The following is a 23,117-nucleotide window of genomic DNA, read 5'->3' on the forward strand; positions in this document are numbered from 1 at the left end:
TCAGTCTTTCCTCCCCGCAGAATGCGGTTTTGTCGTCTTGTCCATCCCCGGCAGCTCCACGCCCTGCAGATGCACGGCGAAGCCATTGGGGTAGCGCAGATCCACGCTGTCGATCGGGCGGCCGTAGCGCGCCTCCAGTTGCGGCATCAGTTCCAGGAACTGCTTCAGGCGCTGCTGGGTTGCCATGCTGTCGGGCGCGCTGCCCATGTCGATGTGCAGACCGGTGCGGGTCTGCAGACTCCAGTTGCCTCCGCTGCCCAGGGTCAGCGCGGACAGGCTCTGGTGCGCGCCCTGCAGCACGGGTTGCAGGGTCTGGCTCATCTGCAGCACCTGCATGCCGCTGCCGGACGGCCCGCTCAATTGCGGCAGTCCAAGACCCTGGACTTCGCCCAGGTTGGCGTTGAACGGTTGCCCCTCGGCATTGAGCAGCTGCGGCGCACCCCCGGTCTCGCGCCAAAGGGCCACCGGCTGCTGCGCCTGGAGCGTGACGGCCAGCTGCATGGGCCACAGGCGCTGCACCACCGCGGCCCGCACCCAGGGCAGTTGTTCGAACACCCGCTGCGCCTGCGCCAGGTTGATGGTGAGGAAATTGCCCTGCAACTGCGGCAGGGCGTCTGCCCGCACCGTGACCGGGCTGATGCGTTGCAGATCGCCCTGCAGGCGCACGGCGCGGATGTCCCACCAGCTGCGCTGCATCAGCCAGTGCCCGGCCACGAACAGGCAGCCCAGCGCCACTAGCCAGAACAGGGCACGCGAGGTACCCTGCATCAGGCGGATGTCGAGCGGCAGTTCGCGCGGGGCTGTGCGGCTCATCGACTCACACTCCGGTGCGGTTGATCGAGTGCCGCCATGCTCAGGATCAGCAGGCACAGGTCGGCATACTCCAGCCCGGCCACGCGCGCGGCCATGGGCACGAGTGAATGCCCGGTCATGCCCGGCGAGGTGTTGATTTCCAGCAGGAAGGGCTGGCGGTCGGTGGCGCGGATCATGATGTCCGCACGCGCCCAGCCACGGCAACCCAGGGCGCGGTAGCTGCGCAGCACCAGATCCTGGATGCGCGCCTCCTCGTCCGCTGGCAACTCGCTCGGGCAGATGTAGCGGGTGTCGTCGCTGAAATACTTGTGCTCGTAGTCGTAGTTGCCGTCGGGGGCGACGATGCGGATCAGCGGCAGCGCGCGGGCCGCGTCACCCGCACCGATCACGCCGCAGGTCACTTCGTCGCCGACGATGAACTGTTCGACCAGCACCTTGTTGTCGTAGCGCGCGGCCTCCAGGTAAGCGGCCTCCACCTCTGCGGCGCTGTCGGCGCGCTTCAGGCCCAGGGTCGAGCCCTCATGCGTGGCCTTGAAAATCAGCGGAAAACCCAGTTCGGCGGCGGCAGCACGCGCCGCGTCCAGAGAGTCGACTTCGCGCCACTGCGGCGTGGGCAGACCTTCGAAATGCCACAGCCGCTTGGTCATGGCCTTGTCGATGGCCAGGGCGGACGCCAGCACGCCGGGGCCGGTGTAGGGAATGCCCAGCAGCTCCAGCGCACCCTGCACCGTGCCGTCCTCGCCCCAGCGGCCATGCAGGTTGATGAACGCCCGCTGCGCGCCAAACGACTTGAGCGCAGCCAGATCGTCCACCGCCGGATCGAAGGCGAAGGCGTCCACCCCGCGCGACTGCAGCGCGGCGAGCACGCCCTTGCCCGACATCAGCGAGATCTCGCGCTCGGCGGACATGCCGCCCATGAGCACGGCGACACGGCCCATGCCACGCGGATCGATTTGCGGCCAGGAAGTCATGGCGTGTTCTCCTTTGCCGCCAGCGCGGCGGTCTGCGCAGGCACGCCGCCGATCGAGCCCGCGCCCATGCAGATCACCACATCGCCGTCGCGGGCCATGTCCACAATGGCACGCGGCATGTCGGCGATGGCCTCGACGAACACCGGCTCGGTCTTGCCGGCCACGCGCACGGCGCGCGCCAGGCTGCGGCCGTCTGCCGCCACCAGCGGCGCCTCGCCTGCCGCGTAGACCTCGGCCAGCAGCACGGCGTCGGCGTCGCCCAGCACTTTCACAAAGTCCTCGAACAGGTCGCGGGTGCGGGTGTAGCGGTGCGGCTGGAAGGCCAGCACCAGCCGACGACCGGGAAACGCGCCGCGCGCGGCAGCAACGGTCGCGGCCATTTCCACCGGGTGATGGCCGTAGTCGTCGATCAGGGTGAAGTACCCACCGCCCTGCGCAGGCACTTCGCCGTAGCGCTGGAAGCGCCGCCCCACGCCGTGGAAGGCGGCCAGCGCGCGCTGAATGGCCGCGTCGTCCACATTGAGCTCGGTGGCCACGGCAATGGCCGCCAGCGCGTTCTGCACGTTGTGGCGGCCAGGCAGGTTCAGGGTGATGGGCAGGGGCGGCAGCTGCACGCCATTGCGCCGCAGCGCGGTGAAGCGCATCTGCGCACCGTCGGCCTGCACGTCGATGGCGCGCACCTGCGCGTCCTCGGAAAACCCGTAGCTGGTAATGGGCTTGGAGATGAAGGGCAGGATCTGGCGCACCGCCGCATCGTCCACGCACAGCACTGCGGCGCCGTAAAACGGCAGACGCGAGAGGAAATCGACAAAGGCATGGCGCAGCCGGGCCGGATCGTGGCCGTAGGTGTCCATGTGGTCGGCGTCGATATTGGTGACCACGGCCATGACCGGCAGCAGGTTCAGAAAAGACGCGTCGGACTCGTCGGCCTCGACCACGATGTACTCGCCCTGCCCGAGCTTGGCGTTGACCCCGGCGCTGTTGAGCTTGCCGCCGATGACGAAGGTCGGATCGAGCCCGCCCTCGGCCAGCACACTGGCCACCAGGCTGGTGGTCGTGGTCTTGCCGTGCGTGCCGGCAATCGCGATGCCGCGCTTGAGGCGCATCAGCTCGGCCAGCATGACCGCACGCGGCACCACCGGAATATGGCGCGCCCGCGCAGCCAGCACCTCGGGGTTGTTGCCCTGCACCGCCGTGGAGATGACCACGGCATCGGCGTCCTGCACATGCGCCGCGTCGTGCCCAATGGCCACGCGCAGCCCCAGACCGCGCAGACGCTGCACCGTGGCGCTCTCGCTCAGGTCAGAGCCGCTGATGCCATAGCCCAGGTTGTGCAGCACCTCGGCAATGCCGCTCATCCCGGCGCCGCCGATGCCGACGAAATGAATCTTGCGAATGGCGTGTTTCATCGCCCTTGTCCTTGGATGGATGTGTGCCGCGACAGCAGCGCGTTGCAGCCGTCCACCACGGCCTGCACCGCACCGGGTTGCGCCAGCGCGCGCGCGGCGCGGGCCAGTTGCAGCAGCCGCGTGCGGTCCAGTCCGCGCAGAGAATCGGCAAGCGCCTGCGCGCCGAGGTCGCGTTGTTGCACCAGCAGCGCCGCCGCGCGGCCTGCGAGAAATTGCGCGTTGGCCGTCTGATGGTCATCGACCGCATGTGGAAATGGCACGAACAGCGCCGCCACCCCCGCACAGGCCACTTCGGTGACGGTCGAGGCACCGGCGCGGCAGATCACGAGGTCTGCCTGCGCATACGCCGCAGCCATGTCGTCGATGAACGCAACGCAGTCGGCCTGCACCTTGGCGTCGGCGTACGCCTGCTGCAACGCGGGCAGATGCTTGGCGCCACTCTGGTGCCGCACCTGCGGGCGCTCGTTCTCGGGCAGCAGCGCCAGCGCCTGCGGCACCAGGGTATTGAGCGCCTGCGCGCCCAGGCTGCCGCCCACGACCAGCAGGCGCAGCGGCCCGCTGCGTGCGGCATAGCGCTGCTCGGGCGCGGGCAGCGCGCAGATCTCGGCACGCATCGGATTGCCTACCCACTGCGCCCCGGGCAGCACATCGGGAAACGCGGTGTAGCTGCGATCGGCCAGGCGCGCGAGCACCTTGTTGGCCAGACCAGCCACGGCGTTCTGCTCATGCACCACCAGCCTGGCGCCGGCCCACACACTCATCAGCCCGCCGGGAAAGGCGATGTAACCGCCCATGCTCACCACCACGTCGGCTTTGATGCGGCGCAGCCCGCGCAGCGCCTGCCAGAACGCCCGCAGCAGATTCACGGGGAGCAACAGCTTGGTCAGCAGCCCCTTGCCGCGCAGCCCGCCAAAGCGCACCCACAGCATGTCAAAGCCGTGCTGCGGCGCGAGCTGCGCCTCCATGCCGCTGGGCGCGCCCATCCAGTGGACCGCCCAGCCCGCAGCGCGCAGCCCCTGCCCCACGGCGATTCCGGGGAAGATATGGCCGCCCGTGCCGCCGGCCATGATCACGGCAACCGGTTTGCGTTCGGTCATACATGACCTCCACGCATCAAGACCCGGTTCTCGAAATCCACCCGCAGCAGCACGGCAATCGCCATGCAGTTGAGCAGCAGGGCCGAGCCGCCGTAGCTCATCAGCGGCAGGGTCAACCCCTTGGTGGGCAGCAGGCCGAGATTCACACCGATGTTGATGAAGGCCTGCCCACCGATCCACACCCCCACGCCCTGTGCCACCAGCGCGCTGTACATGCGGTCGAGCACCAGCGCCTGACGGCCGATGTCGAAGGCGCGACGCACGATCCAGAAGAACGCGAAGATCACCACACCCACGCCCACCAGCCCGAGTTCCTCGCCGATGATGGCCAGCAGAAAGTCGGTGTGCGCCTCGGGCAGGTAATGCAGCTTCTCGATGCTGCCGCCCAGGCCGACGCCGAACCATTCGCCACGTCCCATGGCGATGAGCGCGTGCGAGAGCTGATACGCGCTGCCCAGCGCATTCGCTTCAGCCCAGGGATTGAGGTAGGCGAAGATGCGATCGCGCCGCCAGGGCGACAGCACGATCATCAGCACGAACGCGCCGATCACCGCCACGCTGGCGAGTGCGAACAGCTTGCCGTTGGCCCCGCCGAGGAACAGGATGGCCATGGTCAGCGAGGCGATCACCAGAAACGCGCCCATGTCGGGCTCGGCCAGCAGCAAGACCCCCACCACCACCATCACCGCCATCATCGGGGCGAAGGTCTTGAGGAAGCTCTGCTTCACGTCCTGCTTGCGCACCATGAAGTCGGCGGCGTAGAGCAGCGCGGTGAGCTTGACCAGCTCGGACGGCTGGAAGTTCAGCCCGCCGGGGAAGACCACCCAGCGCTTGGAGCCGTTGACATCCTTGCCGATGTGCGGCAACAGCACCACGACCAGCCCGATCAGGGAAAGGAAGAAGAAACGCGATGACCACTTCTGCAGTTCGACCATCGGAATCTGCACCACGATCCAGCTCGCCAGCAGCGCTGCGGCGATGGAAAACAGATCGCGCACGAAATAGTGATAGGGCGACCACTGCGCATAGCGTGGCGAGTCGTGAAACGAAATCGTCGCCGAATACACCATGACCAGGCCGAAGGCCAGCAGCAGCAGCGTGACCCAGACCAGGTTCTGGTCGTAGTCGAGCATGCGCGACTGGCGCGGCGCCACATGGCCCACACGCACCGGCAGGTCGGCCGCCGCCTTGTCGCGGCGACGTCCGAACGATGGCAGCAGACGCTCAAGCATGAGCGCCTCCTTCGACCCACGGCTGGCCGCGTTGCTCTGCCAGATCGCGCACGGCAGCGGCGAACACCTCGGCGCGGTGCGCATAGTTGCGGAACATGTCCAGACTGGCACAGGCGGGAGACAACAGCGCCGCGTCGCCGGTCTGCGCCAGCGTGGCGGCGTGCTGCACTGCCTGCTCCAGGGACTGCGTGAACGTGATCGGGACGAGCCCTTGCAGCGCGTCGGCAATGGCCTGCGCATCGCGGCCAATCAGCACCGCGGCCCGCAGCCGCGCGGCCTGCGTGCGCAGCGGCGAAAAGTCCTGCCCCTTGCCGTCGCCGCCGGCGATCAGCACCACCGGACGATCCATTCCGGCCAGTGCCGCGACCGTCGCGCCGACATTGGTGCCCTTGCTGTCGTCGATCCAGCGCACCCCGCCGATCTCTGCCACGGTCTGCATGCGATGCGGCTCGCCGCGGTAATCGCGCAGCGCGTGCAGCATCGGCGCCAGCGGCGCGCCGACCGCATCTGCCAGCGCCAGCGCGGCCAGCGCGTTGGCGATGTTGTGCGCGCCCTGGATGCGCAGCGCTTCCGCTGGCATCAGGCGTTGCAGCGTGAGCTCGGCCGGCTGCGCAGCCGGCTTGCCGTGGCGCGCGGGCTTGGCGGCCAGCAGCGCGTCCTCGGACTCGAGATCGGGCAGCGCGCGCGCCAGCCAGTCGATGCCGCCGTCGCGCACCACGCCCCAGTCTCCCGGCTGCTGCGGTGCAGCCAGACCGAAGCGACGCACGCGCCGACCGGGCCGCTGCATCGCCATCACCGCGGCGTCGTCGCGGTTGAGCACCATGACGCCGGTCCAATCGCTATCGCCGAAAATCTGCGCCTTGTCTGCGGCGTACGCCGCCATGTCGCCATGCCAGTCGAGATGATCCTGGGTGAGGTTGAGCACGGTGGCGGCATCCGCCCGGAACCTGGTCGTGCCGTGCAGCTGGAAGCTGGAAAGCTCCAGCACCCAGGCCTGCGGCAGCGTGTGCTGCGCGATGCGCTCACGCAGCACGTCGAGCATGGCCGGCGAGATGTTTCCGGCCACGGCCACGCTCCACCCGGCGCGTTCGAGCATCAGCCCGGTCAGGCGCGTGACCGTGGTCTTGCCATTGGTGCCGGTGATCGCAATCACCTTGGGCGCGTAGCCGCTGTCGGCGCGCAGTGCATCGAGCGCCCACTGGAACAGATGCAGCTCGCCGGCGATCGGCACGCCGCGCTGCTCGGCCGCCTGGACGATGGCGGCGAACTCGGCCGCATGCGGCGCAATGCCCGGGCTGCGCAGCAAGAGTTGCGCATCGCCCAGTGCGTCGGCGTTCAGCCTGCCGCACTTCGCGCCCACCTCGGGCAATTCCTGCGCGAGCGCGGCCAGCCCGGGCGGTTGTTCGCGGCTGTCGGCCACGCGCACGCGCGCGCCCTGCGCGACGCACCAGCGCGCCATCGCCAGGCCGGATTCGCCCAGGCCGAGCACCAGAACGGACAGATCGCGCAGCTTCATCGCAGCTTCAGGCTGGCCAGCCCGACCAGGCAAAGAATCATGGTGACGATCCAGAACCGCACCACCACCTGCGATTCCTTGACCCCGAGCTGCTCGAAGTGATGGTGCAGCGGCGCCATCTTGAAAATGCGCCGCCCGACCCCGTATTTCTTTTTGGTGTACTTGAAATAGCTCACCTGGATCATCACCGACACGGTTTCGGCGACGAACACCCCGCCCATGATGGCCAGCACGATTTCCTGCCGCACCATCACCGCGATGGTGCCCAGGGCCCCGCCCAGCGCCAGCGCGCCCACGTCGCCCATGAACACCTGCGCCGGATAGGCGTTGAACCACAGAAACGCCAGGCCCGCGCCGACCATCGCGCCAACGAAGATCAGCAGCTCCCCGGTGCCGGGAATGAAGGGGAACAGCAGGTATTTGGAATACACCGCGTTGCCGGTCACGTAGGCGAACACGCCGAGCGAACTGCCCACCATCACCACGGGCATGATGGCCAGGCCGTCGGCGCCGTCGGTGAGGTTGACCGCGTTGCTGCTGCCGACGATCACCAGATAGCTCAGCACGATGAAGCCGGTCACCCCCAGCGGATAGCTCACCGACTTGAAGAACGGCACGATCAGGTCGGACGCCGGCGGCAGCGGCATGGTCATGCCGCTGCGCAGCCATTCGATGAACAAATGCCACACCGCCGCATTGCTCTTGCCCGACACCGCAAACGCCAGATAGAACGCCGCCGCCACGCCGATCAGCGTCTGCCAGAAATACTTGTCGCGCGAGCGCATGCCGTTGGGGTCGCGGTACACCACCTTGCGGTAATCGTCTGCCCAGCCGATGGCGCCAAAGCCCAGGGTCACCAGCAGCACCAGCCAGACGAAGCGGTTGGACAGATCCATCCACAGCAGCGTGGACACGCCAATGGCCAGCAGGATGAGCACCCCGCCCATGGTCGGCGTGCCGGTCTTGATCAAATGGGTCTGCGGCCCGTCCTGCCGCACCGCCTGCCCCACCTTCATCGCGGTGAGCTTGCGGATCACCGCAGGGCCGGCGAGCAGGCCGATGATCAGCGCGGTGAGCGTGCTCATCACCGCGCGGAAGGTGATGTAGTTGAACACCCGGAAAAAACCGAGTTCGGGCGATTGCGCCATCAGCCACAGCGCCAGGCTATGCAGCATGGGGCGCCTCCCGGTGCGATGTGCCTTGGGCGGAAGCGGCCAGCGCGACAATGGCCTGCACCGCCCGCTCCATGTGCATGAAGCGCGATCCCTTGACCAGCACGGTGTCGAAGCCGCGCAGCGTGTCAGCCTGCAGCGGCAGCGCGGTCGGGTCGGCGGCGTGGAGCACGTCGGCCATGCCCGCTGCGCGCGCGGCTGCTGCCGTCTGCGTGGTCGATTCGCCGCAGGCCCACAGCGCGGCGACTCCGCGCTGTGCCGCGTACGCGCCGACCTCGGCATGGAAGGCCGGGCCGTTGTCGCCGACCTCGCCCATGTCGCCGAGCAGCAGCAGGCTGCGCCCCGGCAATTCGGCAAGCACGTCGATCGCGGCGCGCACCGAATCCGGGTTGGCGTTGTAGCTGTCGTCGATCAGCAGCAGAGGGTGTCCATCCGCAAACTGCAGGCGATGCGGCACCAGCCGTCCCGCAACCGGCGCAAACGATTCGAGTCCACGGCAGATCGCATCGAGCGGCGCGCCCGCGGCCAGCGCCGCGGCGGTTGCCGCCAGCGCGTTGCGCGCGTTGTGCCGCCCGAGCAACTGCAGGCCGATTTCGGCATGCCCGGCCGGGGTGTGCAGCTGCAGCCGCAGCTGGCCCTGCTGGTAGAACGCCACGCCGCTGACTTCGGCATCGACACGCAAAGCATCGGTCTCACGCAACGCAAACCGCAGGCAGCGGCGACGGCCGGCGAGTTCGGCCCAGACCGGGCCGTGCTCCTCGTCCAGCGGGAATACCGCCACGCCCTGCGGCGGCAGCGCGGCGAGCACCGCGCCGTTTTCCCGCGCTACCGCGTCGACGCCGTGCAGGAATTCCTGATGTTCGCGCTGCGCGTTGTTGACCAGCGCGACGGTCGGCTCGGCCAGGCTCGCCAGCCAGGCGATCTCGCCCGGATGGTTCATCCCGAGCTCGACCACCGCGGCCTGATGCTGCGGCCGCAGCCGCAGCAGGGTCAGCGGCACGCCGACATCGTTGTTGAAATTGCCCTGCGTGGCCAGCCGCGCCTGCTCGCCGTGCCACGCGGCGAGGATGGCGGCGAGCATCTGCGTCACCGTGGTCTTGCCGTTGGAGCCGGTCACCGCGATCAACGGCAGGGCCTGCTGCCGCCGCCAGCCGCGCGCCAGCAGGCCCAGCGCGCGGCGCGCATCGGGCACCTCGATGCCGGCAAGCCCACTGTCCGCCACGCCCCGCTCGCCGAGCAGCGCCGCTGCGCCCGCGGCAGCGGCCTGCGGCAAGAAGTCGTGCGCATCGAAGCGTTCGCCGCGCAGCGCGACGAACAGCGCGCCCGGGGTGAGCTTGCGGCTGTCGGTCTGCACGCTGTGGATCGGGGTGTCCGGGTCGCCATGGAGCCGCGCCGCATTGCCGATCCAGCCCTGCGCCTCGCCCAGGGTGAACAGCCCGGCGCCGCGCTCGGCCAGTGCAATGCGGGCATGAAACGCATCGCTGAACGCCAGCCTGCGCCCGGCGATCTCCTGCGTGGCCTCGTGGCCCTTGCCGGCGATCAGCACCACGTCGTGCACCGCGGCATGTGCCAGGGTCTGGGCGATGGCCACGGCGCGGTCTTCGATCAGCAGCGCCTGCGCGGGCTGCTGCAGACCGGCGAGCAGGTCCTGCAGGATCGCGCCCGGCGCCTCGCTGCGCGGATTGTCGATGGTCAGCACCAGACGGTCGGCGCGGGATTCGACCGCCTGCGCCATCAGCGGACGCTTGCGCGCGTCGCGGTCGCCACCAGCGCCGAAGATGCACCACAGCTTGCCCTTGCGCGCTGCGGCCACCGGGCGCAGCGCCGCGAGCGCCTTGTCCAGCGCGTCTGGGGTGTGCGCGTAGTCGATCACCGCCAGCGGCGCGCCGCGCCCACCGAGCATCTGCATCCTGCCGGGCACCGGGCGGATGGTGCGCAGCGCGGCGAGAATCTGGTCGTCGCTCAGCCCTGTGGTGTGCAGCAGCGCGGCAACCACCAGCAGATTGCTCAGGTTGAACGTGCCGAGCACCGGCAATTCCAGGCTGTGCCGCGCGCCATGATGTACCAGGGTCAACCGCTGGCCGATGGCGGTCTGCACCAGGTCTTCAGCCCGCCAGTCGGCCTCGGTGTGCAGCGAGACGGTCTGCACCTGCAACCCGCGTGCGCGGCAGTCGGGCAGCAGGGTGTGCGCAGCGAACGCATCGTCGCGGTTGAGCACGGCATGGCGCAACCCGGGCCAGGTGAACAGTCGCTGCTTGGCTTGCGCATACGCGGCCATGTCGCCGTGGTAGTCCAGATGGTCCTGGGTGAGGTTGGTGAACGCCGCGGCGTGCACGGCGCAGCCGTCCAGACGGTGTTCGACCAGACCGATGCTCGATGCCTCGATCGCGCACCAGCGCGCGCCCTGGTCGCGCAGCGCCGCGAGCACGGCCTGCAGCCGCACCGGGTCGGGGGTGGTGAACCCGGTGGGCTGCAGCGCATCGGGCCAGCCGGCGCCCAGCGTGCCGATCACCCCGCAGCGCTGCCCCGCGGCGCACAGCGCCTGCGCCGTCCACAGCGCGCACGAGGTCTTGCCGTTGGTTCCGGTGACCGCGAGCAGCCGCACAGTCTGCGAAGGATGTCCATGCCACGCGGCGGCCAGCGGCCCGGCCAGCGCCTTGAGCCCGTGGACGGCGAGGATGCGTGCATCGGCAAAGCCGAAGTGCTGCGCGCCATCGGCCTCGATCAGCACGGCGGCTGCGCCCGCGGCCAGCGCCTGAGCGACGAACTGACGCGGATCGCGCGCCGCGCCCGGCCAGGCGACGAACACATCGCCTGCGGCCAGCGCGCGCGTGTCGGTGGACCACGGCGCAGCGGGCGACACGCCCAGCGCGCGCACAGCCTGAAGCACGGCGTCGACGGAATGCAGCGCCGCGGTCATGCGCCCCCCTTCGTCGTCTGACCGGCAGGCAGTTGCAGCGCTTGCGCGGTCTGCGCGGGCACCAGATCGGGCTTGACCGGCAGATCGGGCTGCACACCCAGGATGCGCAGGGCCTGGGGCACCACCGCGCCAAACACCGGCGCCGACACCTGGCCGCCGAAATGCTTGCCGCCCGTGGGCTGATCGATCGAGACCGCCATCACCAGCACCGGGTGGTTGATCGGCGCGAGCCCCACAAACTGCGCACGGAACAACTTCTTGTCATACCTGCCGTTCCTGGCAATCCACGCCGTGCCGGTCTTGCCGCCCGTGGAGTAGCCGGGCACCGCCGCCGCCGGAGCAGTGCCGCCGGGCTGGGTGACCAATGCCAGCATGCCGCGCATCTCGCGTGCCACGGTGGGCGAGACCACCTGCACGCCTTCGGGCGCCTGGTCGTGCTTGAACAGCGTGACCGGGAAGATGCGGCCGCGGTCGGCAAAAATCAGATAGGCATGCGCCAGTTGCAGGGTGGAAATGCCCAGGCCGTAACCGAAGCCCATGGTGATGCGGTCGATTGGGCGCCAGCGCTTCATCGGCCGCATCAGCCCGCTGGTGGCGCCCGGAAACTCGATCTGCGGACGCTGGCCGAAGCCGACCGCGGTGTACATGTTCCACTGCACCTGCGCCGGCATCTTGCTCACCACCTGCGAGGTGGCGACGTTGCTCGAATACTGGATGACCTGCGGCAGCTCGATATTGCCGTTGTTGTCGTCGTCGCAGATGTTGGCGCCGAAGAACTGCTGGCAGCCCGGCGCGGTATGGAATACCGTGGTCGGCGTGATGAGGCCGGCCTGCAATGCCGCGCTCAGGGTGATGGGCTTGAGCACCGAGCCGGGCTCGAACGCGTCGGTCACCGCGTAGTTGCGGATGTCCGACTCGCTCATGTTCCTGCGGCTGTTGGGATCGAAGCTGGGGTAGTTGGCCATCGCCAGGATTTCGCCGGTCTTGGCATCGATCACCACGGCGCTGCCGTTCTTGGCCTTGTTGTCCACCACCGACTGCTTGAGCGCCTGATAGGTGAGGTACTGGATCTTGCTGTCGATCGACAGCACCACGTCCTGCCCATCCACCGGGGGCACTCCGCCCGAGACGTCCTCGATCACATTGCCCAGCCGGTCCTTGACCACCTTGCGCACGCCCGGATGCCCGGCCAGCCGCTGCTGCAGCGCCAGCTCCATGCCGTCCTGGCCCTGGCCTTCGATATTGGAGAAACCGATGAGCTGCGCCGCGGCCGAACCTTCCGGGTAATAGCGCTTGTAGCTGGGCGATTCATAGATGCCCTTGATGCCCAGTGCCTTGACCTGCCGGGCCACATCAATGTCGACCTGGCGCTTGAGGTAGACGAACTGCTTGTTCGAGTCGAGGCGGCGCTGCAGATCGGCGGCGTTCAGACCGAGCAGTTCAGCCAGGCGGCGCACCTTGTCGTCACTCGACTCGACCTGCGTGGGATCGGCCCAGATGGTCTTGGCCGGAATGCTGGACGCCAGAATGTTGCCGTTGCGGTCGAGAATGCGCCCCCGCATGGCCGGCAGCTCGATGGTGCGCACAAAGCGCAGCTCGCCCTGGTTCTGATAGAACTGGGTCGTCCACACCTGCACCCAGAATGCGCGCAGCGCAAGCGCCGCAAACACGACGAACAGCAGCCACTTCACCAGCCAGGCGCGGCCCGGCGGCAGCTTGACATTGAGCAGAGGGCTCTTGCCGTAGCTGGCCGGTGCCGCATGCGATCGCAACGCCGGGTTTTTCATCGACGCGCCCCCTTTTTGGCTGGCGCCGTCTGCGGCAGGACCGGCAAGGGCGACAGGGTGACCTGCCCCTCCCGGACAAACACGGTCCGCGCCGCCGTGATCGGGCGCATGTCCAGCTCGGTGCGGGCGATCTGTTCGATGCGGCCCGGCGCGCTCATGGCGCGATACTCCACCTGCAGGCGGTCCTTGTCCATCTGCAACTGCTCGGCACGCTGCTGTGCCACATCGAGTGCCGCAAACGTCCTCCGCCCCTGATATTGCGCGCGCACCACCGACATGGCGCACAGCACCACGGCAAACAGCAGAAGGAAATTGATGCGGGTCATCATGGCAGCGTCACACCCGTTGTGCCACCCGCAGCATGGCCGAACGCGACCGGGGGTTGCCGCTGATTTCGTCCACAGACGGTCGCCTGCGCAGAATTTCCTTCAGCGCAGGTGCAAATTCCTCGGAAACGCCGGGCACAAAGGGCTGGCGGCGATCCACCGCGGGCGGGCGAGCATGGGTTTGAATGAAACGCTTGACCAGCGCATCCTCCAGCGAGTGAAAGCTGATCACCACCAGGCGGCCGCCGATTCTCAGCACCGACAGGACCTGGCTCAGCGCCGCTTCGATTTGTGCAAGCTCGGCATTGACATGAATCCGAAGAGCTTGAAACGTGCGGGTGGCCGGGTCCTGCCCCGGTTCACGGCTCTTGACCGCTGTGGCAACCAGCGCGGCAAGCTCGCTGCTGCGCGTGAGGGGCGCTCCGGCATCGCGGCGAGCCACAATCTTCTTTGCAATCTGGACAGCCGCCCGTTCGTCTCCATAATCCCTCAGCACAGTTGCAATCTCGTCCACGCTGGCAGCGGCCAGAAACTCAGCAACGGTCTGTCCGCTGCTGGTGTCCATGCGCATGTCCAGCGGCCCATCGCCGCGAAAACTGAAGCCGCGCTCGGGTTGGTCGAGCTGTGGCGAAGACACCCCCAGATCGAACAACATCCCCGCCACCTGCTGCACGCCCTGTGCCTGCAGCACCCGGGACAGCTCGGCAAAAGGGGCGTGCACCACGACAAAACGTGGGTCTTGAATCTGCGCGGCCGCAGCCACCGCCTGCGGATCGCGGTCGATGGCAATCAGCCGACCGTGTGGCGACAGCCGCTGCAGGATTTCCCGGCTGTGTCCGCCGCGACCGAAGGTGGCGTCCAGATACACGCCATCCGGGTCGGTCAGCAATTGATCGACGGCTTCGTGCAGCAACACGGTGCGATGCGCCGATTCGGCGCTGGGGTTGGGGACGGTCTGGCGCATACACGGTCACAGCACAATGTCGCGCACGGCCTCGGGCATGCCTGCCTCGATCACCGTCGCCTCTTGCGCCTGATGCTTGGCGCGGTCCCAGATCTCGAAGTGCCTGCCCATGCCGATGAGATCGACCTCGCGCTCCAGGCCTGCGGCCAGCCGCAGCTCGGGCGAGATCAGCACCCGCCCGGTCGCATCCATTTCAGTCTCGGTGGCATGGCCGAGATAGATGCGCTTCCAGCCCTGCGCCGACATGGGCAACTGCAGCACCTTGTCGCGAAAGCTCGTCCACTCGTCGTCGGAAAACATCAGCAGACAGCCGTCCGGGCTCTTGGTCAGGGTCAGCTTGCCCTGCGCGCGCGCCATCAGCAGATCACGATGCCGGGCAGGCACGGTCATGCGACCCTTGCCGTCCAGTGTGAGTGCCGAAATGCCAATAAACATGAAGTCGCCCGCGGTTGCCGTGCTGCAGTGGAGGCCGGTGAAATTGCGCAGCGCCCTGCACGATTCCCCACTTTTTTGCACTATTCGCCACTTTAGGGGATGGCGAGGCCCGCGGTCAAGCCTGGAAACCTGAAAATTCTTTTACAAAACAAGGACTTAGATACTGTTCATCATCCCAGTATAAAGATAACTTTCCCATAGAAATGAATGCTTTAGAGATCTTCGTAAAAGTTCTTTCGAGAAAATCAGGCGCAGCTCGCCATCACGCCGCGCAAGCGCTCTCCAGGCGCGGGCAGGCCCGACCCGCTGGCCAATCATGTTCAAGGGGGAAAGTGCGAAGCGGAGCTGTAAGCCGGATTCTGTGCAGCGCGGGCTGAAAACCCGCGCCGTGGCAGCCATTCCTCTGGGCCGCGCATTGCTGCACGGCTCTAGCCACCTACCCGCAGACTCGCGCGGGCCGCGCTGTGCCGACGTTGCCGCCGACGCGTCTGCCTATTTGGTGTTGCTCCGGATGGAGGTTGCCGCGTTTCACGTCCACGCCGGTTGCCCGGCGCTTGCTCGTCTCTGTGGCCCTGTTCGTCACGTCACCGTGCACGGCCGTTAGCCGTCATCCTGCCCTGTGGAGTCCGGACCTTCCTCGATGCGCTGCGCGCACCGCGACTGCCCACCCCGCTTCGCAGCGCACATTATGCGCGGCTTCCAGCAGGCGCCGGTGCGGCACAACACGTGGGGCCACATCGTGCCGACGCCCCCGAGAATGCCCAAGACCTTGACCGAGGGCAAAGTCCGCATGCATTCAAAAGACTAGATTCATCGCCTTTACATTCCTTGCAATGCGCAAGAGAGCCTTTCGTGACAACAGAACTTTTCAATGACGGCAAGCATCTGTGCCTGATGTTCAGCGACCTGGTCGAAGATGACGGGGACGCGGTGCAGGCCAACCAGTTTCTGCTCATCGATCATGGCCAGGGCGCCATCATCGACCCCGGCGGGAACATGACCTTCAACGAGCTCACGCTCACCATGCGCAAGTACATGGCGCCGCAGGATCTGCATTACCTGCTGGCCTCGCATGCCGACCCGGACATCATCGCCTCGCTGGATCGCTGGATGACCGCGTCGAAGGCCGATCTGGTGATTTCCCGGCTCTGGGCCCGTTTCGCACCGCATTTCTGCAAGTTGGGCAAGACGGACAAGCGCATCATCTCGGTGCCGGACGCAGGCGGTACGCTGCGACTGGGCAAGAGTGACCTGATTGTGCTGCCCGCGCATTTCATGCATGCGGAAGGCAATTTCCAGTTCTTTGATCCGGTGAGCAAAATCCTGTTCTCGGGCGATCTGGGGGTGTCACTGGTCAGCGGCGCGCAGGCGGCACGCCCGGTCACCGACCTGACCGAGGCCCTGCCGAACATGGAGGCGTTCCACCGGCGCTACATGGTGTCGAACAAGATCCTGCGCTACTGGGCAAACATGGTGCGTGGACTCGACATCGACATGATCGTGCCGCAGCACGGGGCGCCGATCAAGGGCAGGCAGGCGGTGACGCAATTCATCGACTGGGCCGAAAACCTGAGCTGCGGCATCGACCTGATGACCACGAACAATTACCGCGTCCCCGACCAACCGATCGCTCTCGCGGCGTAAGTCGCATCAGCCGGCGGCCGCAAGCCGCCACTCCATGACCTCCCCGGCATGCAGTGGCACGATCTCTGCATCCGCGTAAGGCAGCATGGCCGGCACATCCCACGCACTGCGTTCCAGGGTCAAGGTGCCGGAGTTGCGCGGGAGCCCATAAAACGCCGCGCCGAAGCGGCTGGCGAAGTCGTCGAGACGTTGCAGCGCATCGCGCTGCTCGAACGCGGCGCAATACAACTCCAGCGCATTCGCCGCGGTGAAACAGCCGGCACAGCCGCAGGCGGTTTCCTTGGTGTTGCGCGCGTGCGGCGCGGAGTCGGTTCCGAGAAAAAACCGGGGGTCGCCGCTGGTCGCTGCATCGAGCAGGGCCTGACGATGGGTTTCCCGCTTGAGCACCGGCAGGCAGTAGTAATGCGGCCGCAGGCCGCCCCGGAACATGGCGTTGCGGTTGTGCAGCAGATGGTGGGCGGTGATGGTCGCCGCCAGGCGCGGCACACCCTGCGCATCGAGTTCGGATGCCTCGCGCACATAGGCGGCCGCATGCGCCGTGGTGATGTGCTCGAGCACGATTTTCAGCTCGGGGAAGGCGCGGTGCAGCGCGACCAGATGACGGTCGATGAACACCGCCTCGCGGTCGAACACGTCCACATCCGGGTCGGTCACCTCGCCGTGGATCAGCAGCGGCATGCCCACGCGCTGCATGGCCTCGAGCGCCGGATAGATGCGCTTGAGCTCGGTGACGCCGCTGTCGGAGTTGGTCGTCGCCCCGGCCGGATACAGCTTGAAGGCATGCACCACGCCGCTGGTCCTGGCCTCCTCCACCATCTCCGGCGTGGTGTCGTCGGTGAGATACAGGGTCATCAACGGCGTGAAGTCGCTGCCTGCGGGCAAGGCCGCGAGAATGCGGTCGCGATAGTCCAGCGCCTGCTGCAAGCGCACCACGGGGGGCTTGAGGTTGGGCATGATGATGGCCCGTGCGAACTGCCGTGCAGACCACGGCAGCGCGTCGCGCATGGCCGCGCCGTCGCGCAGATGCAGGTGGAAATCGTCGGGGCGAGTGAGTGTCAGCGTTTGCATGGCGATTCTGTTGGCGTCAGTCCAATCGACGCCATGCTACGCCCCGCCCCGAGGCGCGATGAAGCGATCGGTCAATGCTGCAGAATTTTTGCCAGAAACTGCGCGGCCCGCTCGCTGCGTGGTTCGCTGGCCGAGAAAAACTGCTGGGTCGGGCAGTCTTCCACCACCCGCCCGGCGTCCATGAACACCACGCGGTGCGACACCTTGCGGGCAAAGCCCATTTCGTGCGTGACCACCATCATGGTCATGCCCTCCTCGGCGAGCTTGACCATGACCTCGAGCACCTCGCCGACCATTTCCGGGTCGAGCGCCGAGGTGGGTTCGTCGAACAGCATCGCGATCGGGTCCATCGCCAGCGCGCGGGCGATCGCCACCCGCTGCTGCTGCCCTCCGGAGAGCTGGCCCGGAAACTTGTCGCGCTGTGCCGACAGCCCCACCCGGTCGAGATAGAGCAAGCCCTTCTCCCGCGCTTCGGTCTTGCTGCGCCCCAGCACCTTGATCTGCGCCAGCGTGAGGTTGTCGGTCACGGTCAGATGCGGGAACAGCTCGAAATGCTGGAACACCATGCCCACCCGCGATCGCAGCCTGGGCAGATTGGTCTTCGGGTCGGCGATCGAGATGCCGTCCACGATCACATCACCCTTCTGGAAGGGTTCGAGCGCGTTGACACACTTGATCAGCGTGGACTTGCCCGAGCCCGACGGCCCGCACACCACCACCACCTCGCCACGCGCGATCTGCGTGGAGCAATCGGTGAGCACCTGGAAGTCGCCATACCACTTGCTGATCTGGCGGATATCGATCATCGGCGCGGCGGCGCCTTGAGGAGAGCTTGGGTTCATCGAACGATCCGTTGAAGAGTCTGTTCACAGCTGAACGGCGATGCGCTGATGCAGACGCTTGACGCCCTGAGACAACGTAAAGCTGAGCACGAAATAGACCACGGCCACCAGGGTGTACATCTCCACCACACGACTGTCGCGCTGCGCGATCTTCATCGCCGCGCCGACGAAGTCGGTGACGTTGAGCAGCGCCACCAGCGACACGTCCTGGAACAGCACGATGGTCTGGGTGAGCAGCACCGGCAGCATGTTGCGCAGCGCCTGCGGCAGGATGACCAGCCGCATCGCCTGCGCATAGGTCAGCCCCAGCGCATAGGCGGCGCCAAGCTGCCCCTTGGGAATGCTTTGGATGCCCGCGCGCACGATCTCTGCAAAATACGCCGCCTCGAACAGGATGAAGGTGAAATAGGCCGAACGCTCGGCCCCGATCTTGGGCGGATAGTCCGCCCCGGTGATCGACTGCAGCATCACCGGCACCAGAAAGTAGAACCAGAAAATCACCAGCAGCAGCGGGATGGAGCGCATCAGATTGATGTAGCCCGCCGCGAGCAGGGACAACCATTTGAGATGCGACAGCCGCGCCAGCGCCAGCAGAATGCCCAGCAGCGTGCCACCGATCGCCGCGACCACGGTGAGCTGCACCGTGTAGGTCAGCCCCTTGAGCAGAAAGGGCAGAACCGACACGATGGAGCCAAAGTCAAAGCCGCCCATCACTTGCTCCCGCCCATGTAGCCGGGCACCGCGGTGGCGCGTTCCACCCACGCCATGATGCGGTTGATGGAGAACGCCACAGCCACATACAGCACGGTGGCGGCACCGAAGGCCGCGAAATAGCGGAAGGTCATCTCGCCCATTTCACGGGTGCGGAAGAACAATTCGGTCAGGCCGATGGAATAGGCCACCGCAGAGTTTTTCACCAGATTCATCGACTCGGAAGTGAGCGGCGGAATGATGATGCGATAGGCCATGGGCAGCAGCACATGGCGGTAGGTCTGCACCGGGGTAAGACCCAGCGCCAGGCCGGCATAGGTCTGACCACGCGGCAGCGATTGAAGACCCGACTTCACCTGCTCGGCAATCCGCGCTGCGGTGAACAGCCCGAGGCACACGATCGCCGTGATGATCTGGAAGGTGCCCGGATCGACCGTATTGGCAAAACGCTTGAGCGGCGGAATCACGCTGGGCAGGACGAAGTACCAGAGGAAAAACTGCACCAGCAGCGGAATGTTGCGAAACAACTCCACATAGCCGTTGCCCAGCGTCACCCAGAACCGACTCTTTGTGGTGCGCACCACGCCCAGCACCGACCCCAGCACCATGGCGATGACCCAGGCGCACACCACCAGCAGCAAGGTGTACTCCAGCCCGGAAAGCAGGGACATGCCCCAGGTGGTGTCGCCGTCTGGCGTGTCTTCCAGAAAAATTCCCAAACCCAGCATGTCGTCTCCTCATCGGCCCACGCCAACTTGCGATGGAAAAAAGCCGGCAGATCTGCCGGCTTCATTCCGTGTCCGCTCGACGCTGCTTATTCGACACCCTTGTCGTTCGGGTGGGCGAAGGCTTCCTTGATCGCCGGGGTTTCCGGGAAGTTGAGATTGATGCCCTTGGGCGGAATCGGGCTGGTGAACCATTTCGCGTAGATCTTGTTGATCTCGCCGGACTTCATCACGCCGCCCACGGTCTTGTCGACCAGCGCCTTGAACTGCGGATCGTCCTTGCGCAGCATCATGCTGTAGGGCTCGCTGCGCAGCGAGCCGGGAAGAATTTTGTAGGCGCCCGGGTCTTTGGAATTGGCGATCTGGCCGGCCAGCAGAATGTCGTCCATCACGAAGGCCGCAGCCCGGCCATCGGCCATCAGCAGGAAGCTCTCGGCGTGATCCTTGCCGTAGATTTCCTTGAACTCCATGTCCTTGGTTTTTTCGTATTTTTTGAGCAGCGGCACGGACGTGGTGCCCGAGGTGGTGACGATGGTCTTGCCGCCAAGCTGCGCGAAGTCGTTGATGCCCGAGTCCTTCTTCACGGCGGCGGTCACGTTGATGACGAAGTAGGTCGGCCCGAACGCCACCTGCTTTTGCCGCGCGACCGAGTTGGTGGTCGAGCCGCATTCCAGGTCGATGGTGCCGTTTTCCAGCAGCGGGATGCGGTTGCTCGACGTCACCGGGGCGTAGTTCACCTTCAGGTCGGGCATTTTCAGGTCGGTTTTCACGGCGTCGACCACCTTGCCGCACAGCTCCATCGCGTAGCCGATGGGCTTGCCATTGTTGTCGAGGTAAGAGAAGGGAATCGACGACTCGCGGTAGCCGACGGTGATGCTGTTGGTTTCCTTCACCTTCTTGAGCGTGCCAGTGAGCTCGGCAGCCTGCGCACTGGACAAGGTGGCAGCAGCCACGACCGTCAAACCCAACAATGTTTTGATCATGCGAATCTCCGGAAAATTGTGATGTCTTGTGAACGACGCAGGCAAGTGTAACCGCCCGTCACAATTGCGCAATAGGTCGATGCAAACTCCGCTGCGGCATCAAGCCAGGGCGGCAGATTCCCCAGCATGGGCGGCCAGGTCCTGCTGCAGGCTCCACATGCGGGCGTACAGGCCCTGCGCCTGCAAGAGTTGCGCATGCGTGCCGCGTTCGACCACGCGGCCCTGCTCAATCACCAGAATCTGGTGTGCGTCCACCACCGTGGACAGGCGATGGGCGATGACCAGCGCGGTACGGTTGCGTGCCGCGGCCCGGATTTCGGCCTGGATCGCCTTTTCGTTGTGCGAGTCGAGCTGCGAAGTGGCCTCGTCGAAAATCAGGATGGGTGGGTTTTTCAGCAGGGCGCGGGCAATCGCCACGCGCTGCTTCTCCCCGCCGGAGAGCTTGAGTCCGCGCTCGCCAACCTGGGTGTCGTAACCCTGCGGGGTGCTGACAATGAAGTCGTGGATGTGCGCCGCGCGCGCCACCGCCTCGACCTCTGCGGCACTGGCGCCCGGCTTGCCGTAGGCGATGTTGTAGCCAATGGTGTCGTTGAACAGCACGGTGTCCTGCGGCACGATGCCAATGGCCCGGCGCACACTGGCCTGCGTGACCTGGGCGATGTCCTGCCCGTCGATCAGGATGCGGCCCGACTGCGGCGCGTAAAACCGGAACAACAGCCGAGCCAGCGTGGACTTGCCCGCACCCGACGGCCCGACGATCGCCACCGTTTCCCCTGCGGGCACAGTGAAATCCAGCCCGTCCAGAATGGTGCGATCCGCCCCATAGCCAAAGCGCACCCGCTCGAAGCGCACCTCGCCGCGAGACACCTGCAACGCGGGTGCGTTCGGTGCGTCCTCGATGTCGCGGTGCTCTTGCAGAATGGTGAACATGCGCTCCAGGTCGGTGGTCGACTGGCGAATCTCGCGGTAAATCACGCCAAGAAAGTTCAGCGGCACATAGAGCTGCAGCATGAAGGCATTGACCAGCACCAGATCGCCCAGATTCATGCTGCCGCTCACCACGCCCACCGTGGCCCGCCAGACCAGCAGCGTGACCGCCGTGGCAATGATCAGGCTCTGCCCCAGATTGAGCAGCGACAGCGAGTTCTGCGACTTGATCGCGGCCTGCATCCAGCTCTTGAGGGTGTCGTCATAGCGCGTGGATTCCAGCGCCTCGTTGCCGAACATCTTGACCGTCTCGTAGTTCAGCAGGGCGTCGATGGCGCGCTGGTTGGCGCGCGAATCCTGCGTGTTCATTTCTCGCCGCAGATGCGTGCGCCACTCGGTCACCGTGATGGTGAACACCACATACAGAACCAGTGCAGCCAGTGCAATGCCAGCGAACCAGATGTCGTACTTGACCAGCAGGATGCCGATGACCAGCGCCATCTCGACCAGCGTGGGCAGGATGCTGTAGAGCGTGAACGACACCAGGCTGGAGATGGCCCGCGTGCCCCGCTCCATGTCGCGTGACATGCCGCCCGTCTGCCGCTCCAGGTGGTACCGCATGCTCAGGCTGAACAGATGGTCAAACACCTGCAGCGCGATCTTGCGCACCGCCCCCTGAGTGACCCGCGAGAACACGATTTCGCGCAGTTCGGTGAACAGCGACACACTCAACCGCAGCAGCCCATAGGCCACCAGCAGCGCCACCGGCACGACCAGCGCAGCGCGCGGATCGCCCGGCTTCAGGTCAAGCGCATCGACAATGTCCTTGAGCACGATGGGCACGCCGACGTTGGACACCTTGGCCGCCACCATCATCAACAGCGCCAGCACCACGCGCACGCGGTACTCCCACAGATAGGGCCACAGGGCCGCGACCACGGCCCAGCGCGAGCGCTGCGGCGCCGCGCGTGAAGCGCCCGGTGGCTCAGGCAAAGCGGAGGAAGTTCTGGCGTGCATGGATGGAATGAAATGCAGCAAGCAAGGCTTGCATCGGGAAGAACGGCGCGCAGCCGCGGCGTGAACAGACCCTAAACTACGCGCGTCATTCAACTCATTATCTGCGCCGCAACGGCGCTCTGCAGGGAGCCACTCATGACCCACGCCCCCCAACTTCCCGATTGCGCGCCCACCCTGCGCACCCAGGCCCGTCCGGCCGATGTGAACATGCACGGCGACATCTTCGGCGGCTGGATCATGGCGCAGGTCGACATTGCCGGCGGCATCACCGCAGCATGGCGTGCCAAGGGCCGTGTCGCCACGGTCGCGGTCAAGGAGTTCGTGTTCAAGCAGCCGGTGCTGGTGGGCGACGTGCTCTCGTTCTTCACCGAGGTCGATCATGTGGGCACCACCTCGGTCACGGTCCGCGTGGAGGTCTACGCACAACGCACGCCGTCGAATGTCGAAGTCATCAAGGTGACCGAAGCACTGCTGACCTATGTAGCCGTGGGAGCCGACCGCCGACCGCGGCCCGTGGATCAGCCCTGATCCACCGCACCTGAATGCAACAAGGCCGCC

At 66.2% G+C, this 23,117-nt stretch carries 20 protein-coding genes and 1 other RNA gene; 2 read left to right on the forward strand and 19 right to left on the reverse strand.

The genetic code is table 11. The features are described from left to right. The 13 genes from AC1ZQA_RS13900 to rnpB form a co-directional block, all read right to left on the reverse strand. A complete protein-coding gene (locus AC1ZQA_RS13900) occupies window positions 1–813 on the reverse strand; it encodes a cell division protein FtsQ/DivIB (RefSeq protein ID WP_482677443.1) in 813 nt (270 codons plus the stop codon). Next, complete coding sequence (locus AC1ZQA_RS13905) at window positions 810–1,784, reverse strand: D-alanine--D-alanine ligase (RefSeq protein ID WP_482677444.1); 975 nt, start codon at window positions 1,782–1,784, stop codon at window positions 810–812. The genes AC1ZQA_RS13900 and AC1ZQA_RS13905 overlap by 4 nt, the downstream gene beginning before the upstream one ends. Beyond that, window positions 1,781–3,193: a UDP-N-acetylmuramate--L-alanine ligase gene (gene murC / locus AC1ZQA_RS13910; protein WP_482677445.1), complete on the reverse strand. Its 1,413-nt coding sequence runs from the start codon at window positions 3,191–3,193 to the stop codon at window positions 1,781–1,783. The genes AC1ZQA_RS13905 and murC overlap by 4 nt, the downstream gene beginning before the upstream one ends. Then, the gene (murG, locus tag AC1ZQA_RS13915; protein ID WP_482677446.1) at window positions 3,190–4,290 is read right to left on the reverse strand and encodes an undecaprenyldiphospho-muramoylpentapeptide beta-N-acetylglucosaminyltransferase; all 1,101 of its coding nucleotides are present in this window, start codon (window positions 4,288–4,290) and stop codon (window positions 3,190–3,192) included. Before murG ends, murC begins: the two co-directional genes overlap by 4 nt. Beyond that, complete coding sequence (ftsW, locus tag AC1ZQA_RS13920) at window positions 4,287–5,522, reverse strand: putative lipid II flippase FtsW (protein ID WP_482677447.1); 1,236 nt, start codon at window positions 5,520–5,522, stop codon at window positions 4,287–4,289. The genes murG and ftsW overlap by 4 nt, the downstream gene beginning before the upstream one ends. Continuing rightward, window positions 5,515–7,038: a UDP-N-acetylmuramoyl-L-alanine--D-glutamate ligase gene (gene murD, locus AC1ZQA_RS13925; protein ID WP_482677448.1), complete on the reverse strand. Its 1,524-nt coding sequence runs from the start codon at window positions 7,036–7,038 to the stop codon at window positions 5,515–5,517. The genes ftsW and murD overlap by 8 nt, the downstream gene beginning before the upstream one ends. After that, entirely contained in the window at window positions 7,035–8,213 is a 1,179-nt protein-coding gene (mraY, locus tag AC1ZQA_RS13930; protein WP_482677449.1) for a phospho-N-acetylmuramoyl-pentapeptide-transferase, read from the reverse strand. The genes murD and mraY overlap by 4 nt, the downstream gene beginning before the upstream one ends. Then, window positions 8,203–11,130: a bifunctional UDP-N-acetylmuramoyl-L-alanyl-D-glutamate--2,6-diaminopimelate ligase MurE/UDP-N-acetylmuramoyl-tripeptide--D-alanyl-D-alanine ligase MurF gene (gene murF, locus AC1ZQA_RS13935; protein WP_482677450.1), complete on the reverse strand. Its 2,928-nt coding sequence runs from the start codon at window positions 11,128–11,130 to the stop codon at window positions 8,203–8,205. Before murF ends, mraY begins: the two co-directional genes overlap by 11 nt. Beyond that, window positions 11,127–12,917 (reverse strand): peptidoglycan D,D-transpeptidase FtsI family protein, encoded by a 1,791-nt coding sequence (locus AC1ZQA_RS13940; RefSeq protein WP_482677451.1) that lies wholly within the window; start codon window positions 12,915–12,917, stop codon window positions 11,127–11,129. The genes murF and AC1ZQA_RS13940 overlap by 4 nt, the downstream gene beginning before the upstream one ends. Next, window positions 12,914–13,246, reverse strand: a complete 333-nt coding sequence (ftsL, locus tag AC1ZQA_RS13945) for a cell division protein FtsL (RefSeq protein ID WP_482677452.1) — start codon at window positions 13,244–13,246, stop codon at window positions 12,914–12,916. The genes AC1ZQA_RS13940 and ftsL overlap by 4 nt, the downstream gene beginning before the upstream one ends. Window positions 13,247–13,253: 7 nt before the next feature. Beyond that, window positions 13,254–14,207: a 16S rRNA (cytosine(1402)-N(4))-methyltransferase RsmH gene (gene rsmH / locus AC1ZQA_RS13950; protein ID WP_482677453.1), complete on the reverse strand. Its 954-nt coding sequence runs from the start codon at window positions 14,205–14,207 to the stop codon at window positions 13,254–13,256. Window positions 14,208–14,213: 6 nt separating this feature from the next. Then, complete coding sequence (gene mraZ, locus AC1ZQA_RS13955) at window positions 14,214–14,642, reverse strand: division/cell wall cluster transcriptional repressor MraZ (protein ID WP_482677454.1); 429 nt, start codon at window positions 14,640–14,642, stop codon at window positions 14,214–14,216. A gap of 332 nt (window positions 14,643–14,974) precedes the next feature. Next, window positions 14,975–15,318: RNase P RNA component class A (gene rnpB / locus AC1ZQA_RS13960), an RNA gene on the reverse strand. Window positions 15,319–15,494: 176 nt separating this feature from the next. On the opposite strand from rnpB, the gene AC1ZQA_RS13965 reads away from it, so the two are divergent. Next, complete coding sequence (locus AC1ZQA_RS13965; RefSeq protein ID WP_482677455.1) at window positions 15,495–16,286, forward strand: oxygen-binding di-iron domain-containing protein; 792 nt, start codon at window positions 15,495–15,497, stop codon at window positions 16,284–16,286. Window positions 16,287–16,292: 6 nt separating this feature from the next. Here the strand turns inward: AC1ZQA_RS13965 and pyrC are convergent, their stop codons facing one another. The 6 genes from pyrC to AC1ZQA_RS13995 form a co-directional block, all read right to left on the reverse strand. After that, window positions 16,293–17,354 carry a dihydroorotase gene (gene pyrC, locus AC1ZQA_RS13970; protein ID WP_482677456.1) on the reverse strand — a complete coding sequence of 354 codons (1,062 nt, stop codon included), beginning with the start codon at window positions 17,352–17,354 and terminating at the stop codon, window positions 16,293–16,295. 71 nt (window positions 17,355–17,425) lie between these two features. Continuing rightward, entirely contained in the window at window positions 17,426–18,160 is a 735-nt protein-coding gene (locus tag AC1ZQA_RS13975; protein ID WP_482679337.1) for an amino acid ABC transporter ATP-binding protein, read from the reverse strand. Between the two features lie 60 nt (window positions 18,161–18,220). Further along, complete coding sequence (locus tag AC1ZQA_RS13980) at window positions 18,221–18,907, reverse strand: amino acid ABC transporter permease (protein WP_482677457.1); 687 nt, start codon at window positions 18,905–18,907, stop codon at window positions 18,221–18,223. Next, a complete protein-coding gene (locus AC1ZQA_RS13985) occupies window positions 18,907–19,635 on the reverse strand; it encodes an amino acid ABC transporter permease (protein ID WP_482677458.1) in 729 nt (242 codons plus the stop codon). Before AC1ZQA_RS13985 ends, AC1ZQA_RS13980 begins: the two co-directional genes overlap by 1 nt. Window positions 19,636–19,721: 86 nt before the next feature. After that, on the reverse strand, window positions 19,722–20,615 hold the full coding sequence (locus tag AC1ZQA_RS13990) for a transporter substrate-binding domain-containing protein (RefSeq protein WP_482677459.1): 894 nt from the start codon (window positions 20,613–20,615) through the stop codon (window positions 19,722–19,724). 99 nt (window positions 20,616–20,714) lie between these two features. Further along, window positions 20,715–22,559, reverse strand: a complete 1,845-nt coding sequence (locus tag AC1ZQA_RS13995; RefSeq protein ID WP_482677460.1) for an ABCB family ABC transporter ATP-binding protein/permease — start codon at window positions 22,557–22,559, stop codon at window positions 20,715–20,717. A 135-nt stretch (window positions 22,560–22,694) separates the two neighbouring features. Here AC1ZQA_RS13995 and AC1ZQA_RS14000 point away from each other — a divergent pair, with 135 nt between their 5' ends. Then, on the forward strand, window positions 22,695–23,087 hold the full coding sequence (locus tag AC1ZQA_RS14000) for an acyl-CoA thioesterase (RefSeq protein WP_482677461.1): 393 nt from the start codon (window positions 22,695–22,697) through the stop codon (window positions 23,085–23,087). The last annotated feature ends 30 nt before the right edge of the window (window positions 23,088–23,117 follow it).

Source organism: Thiomonas sp. DCM-2 (assembly GCF_056820905.1).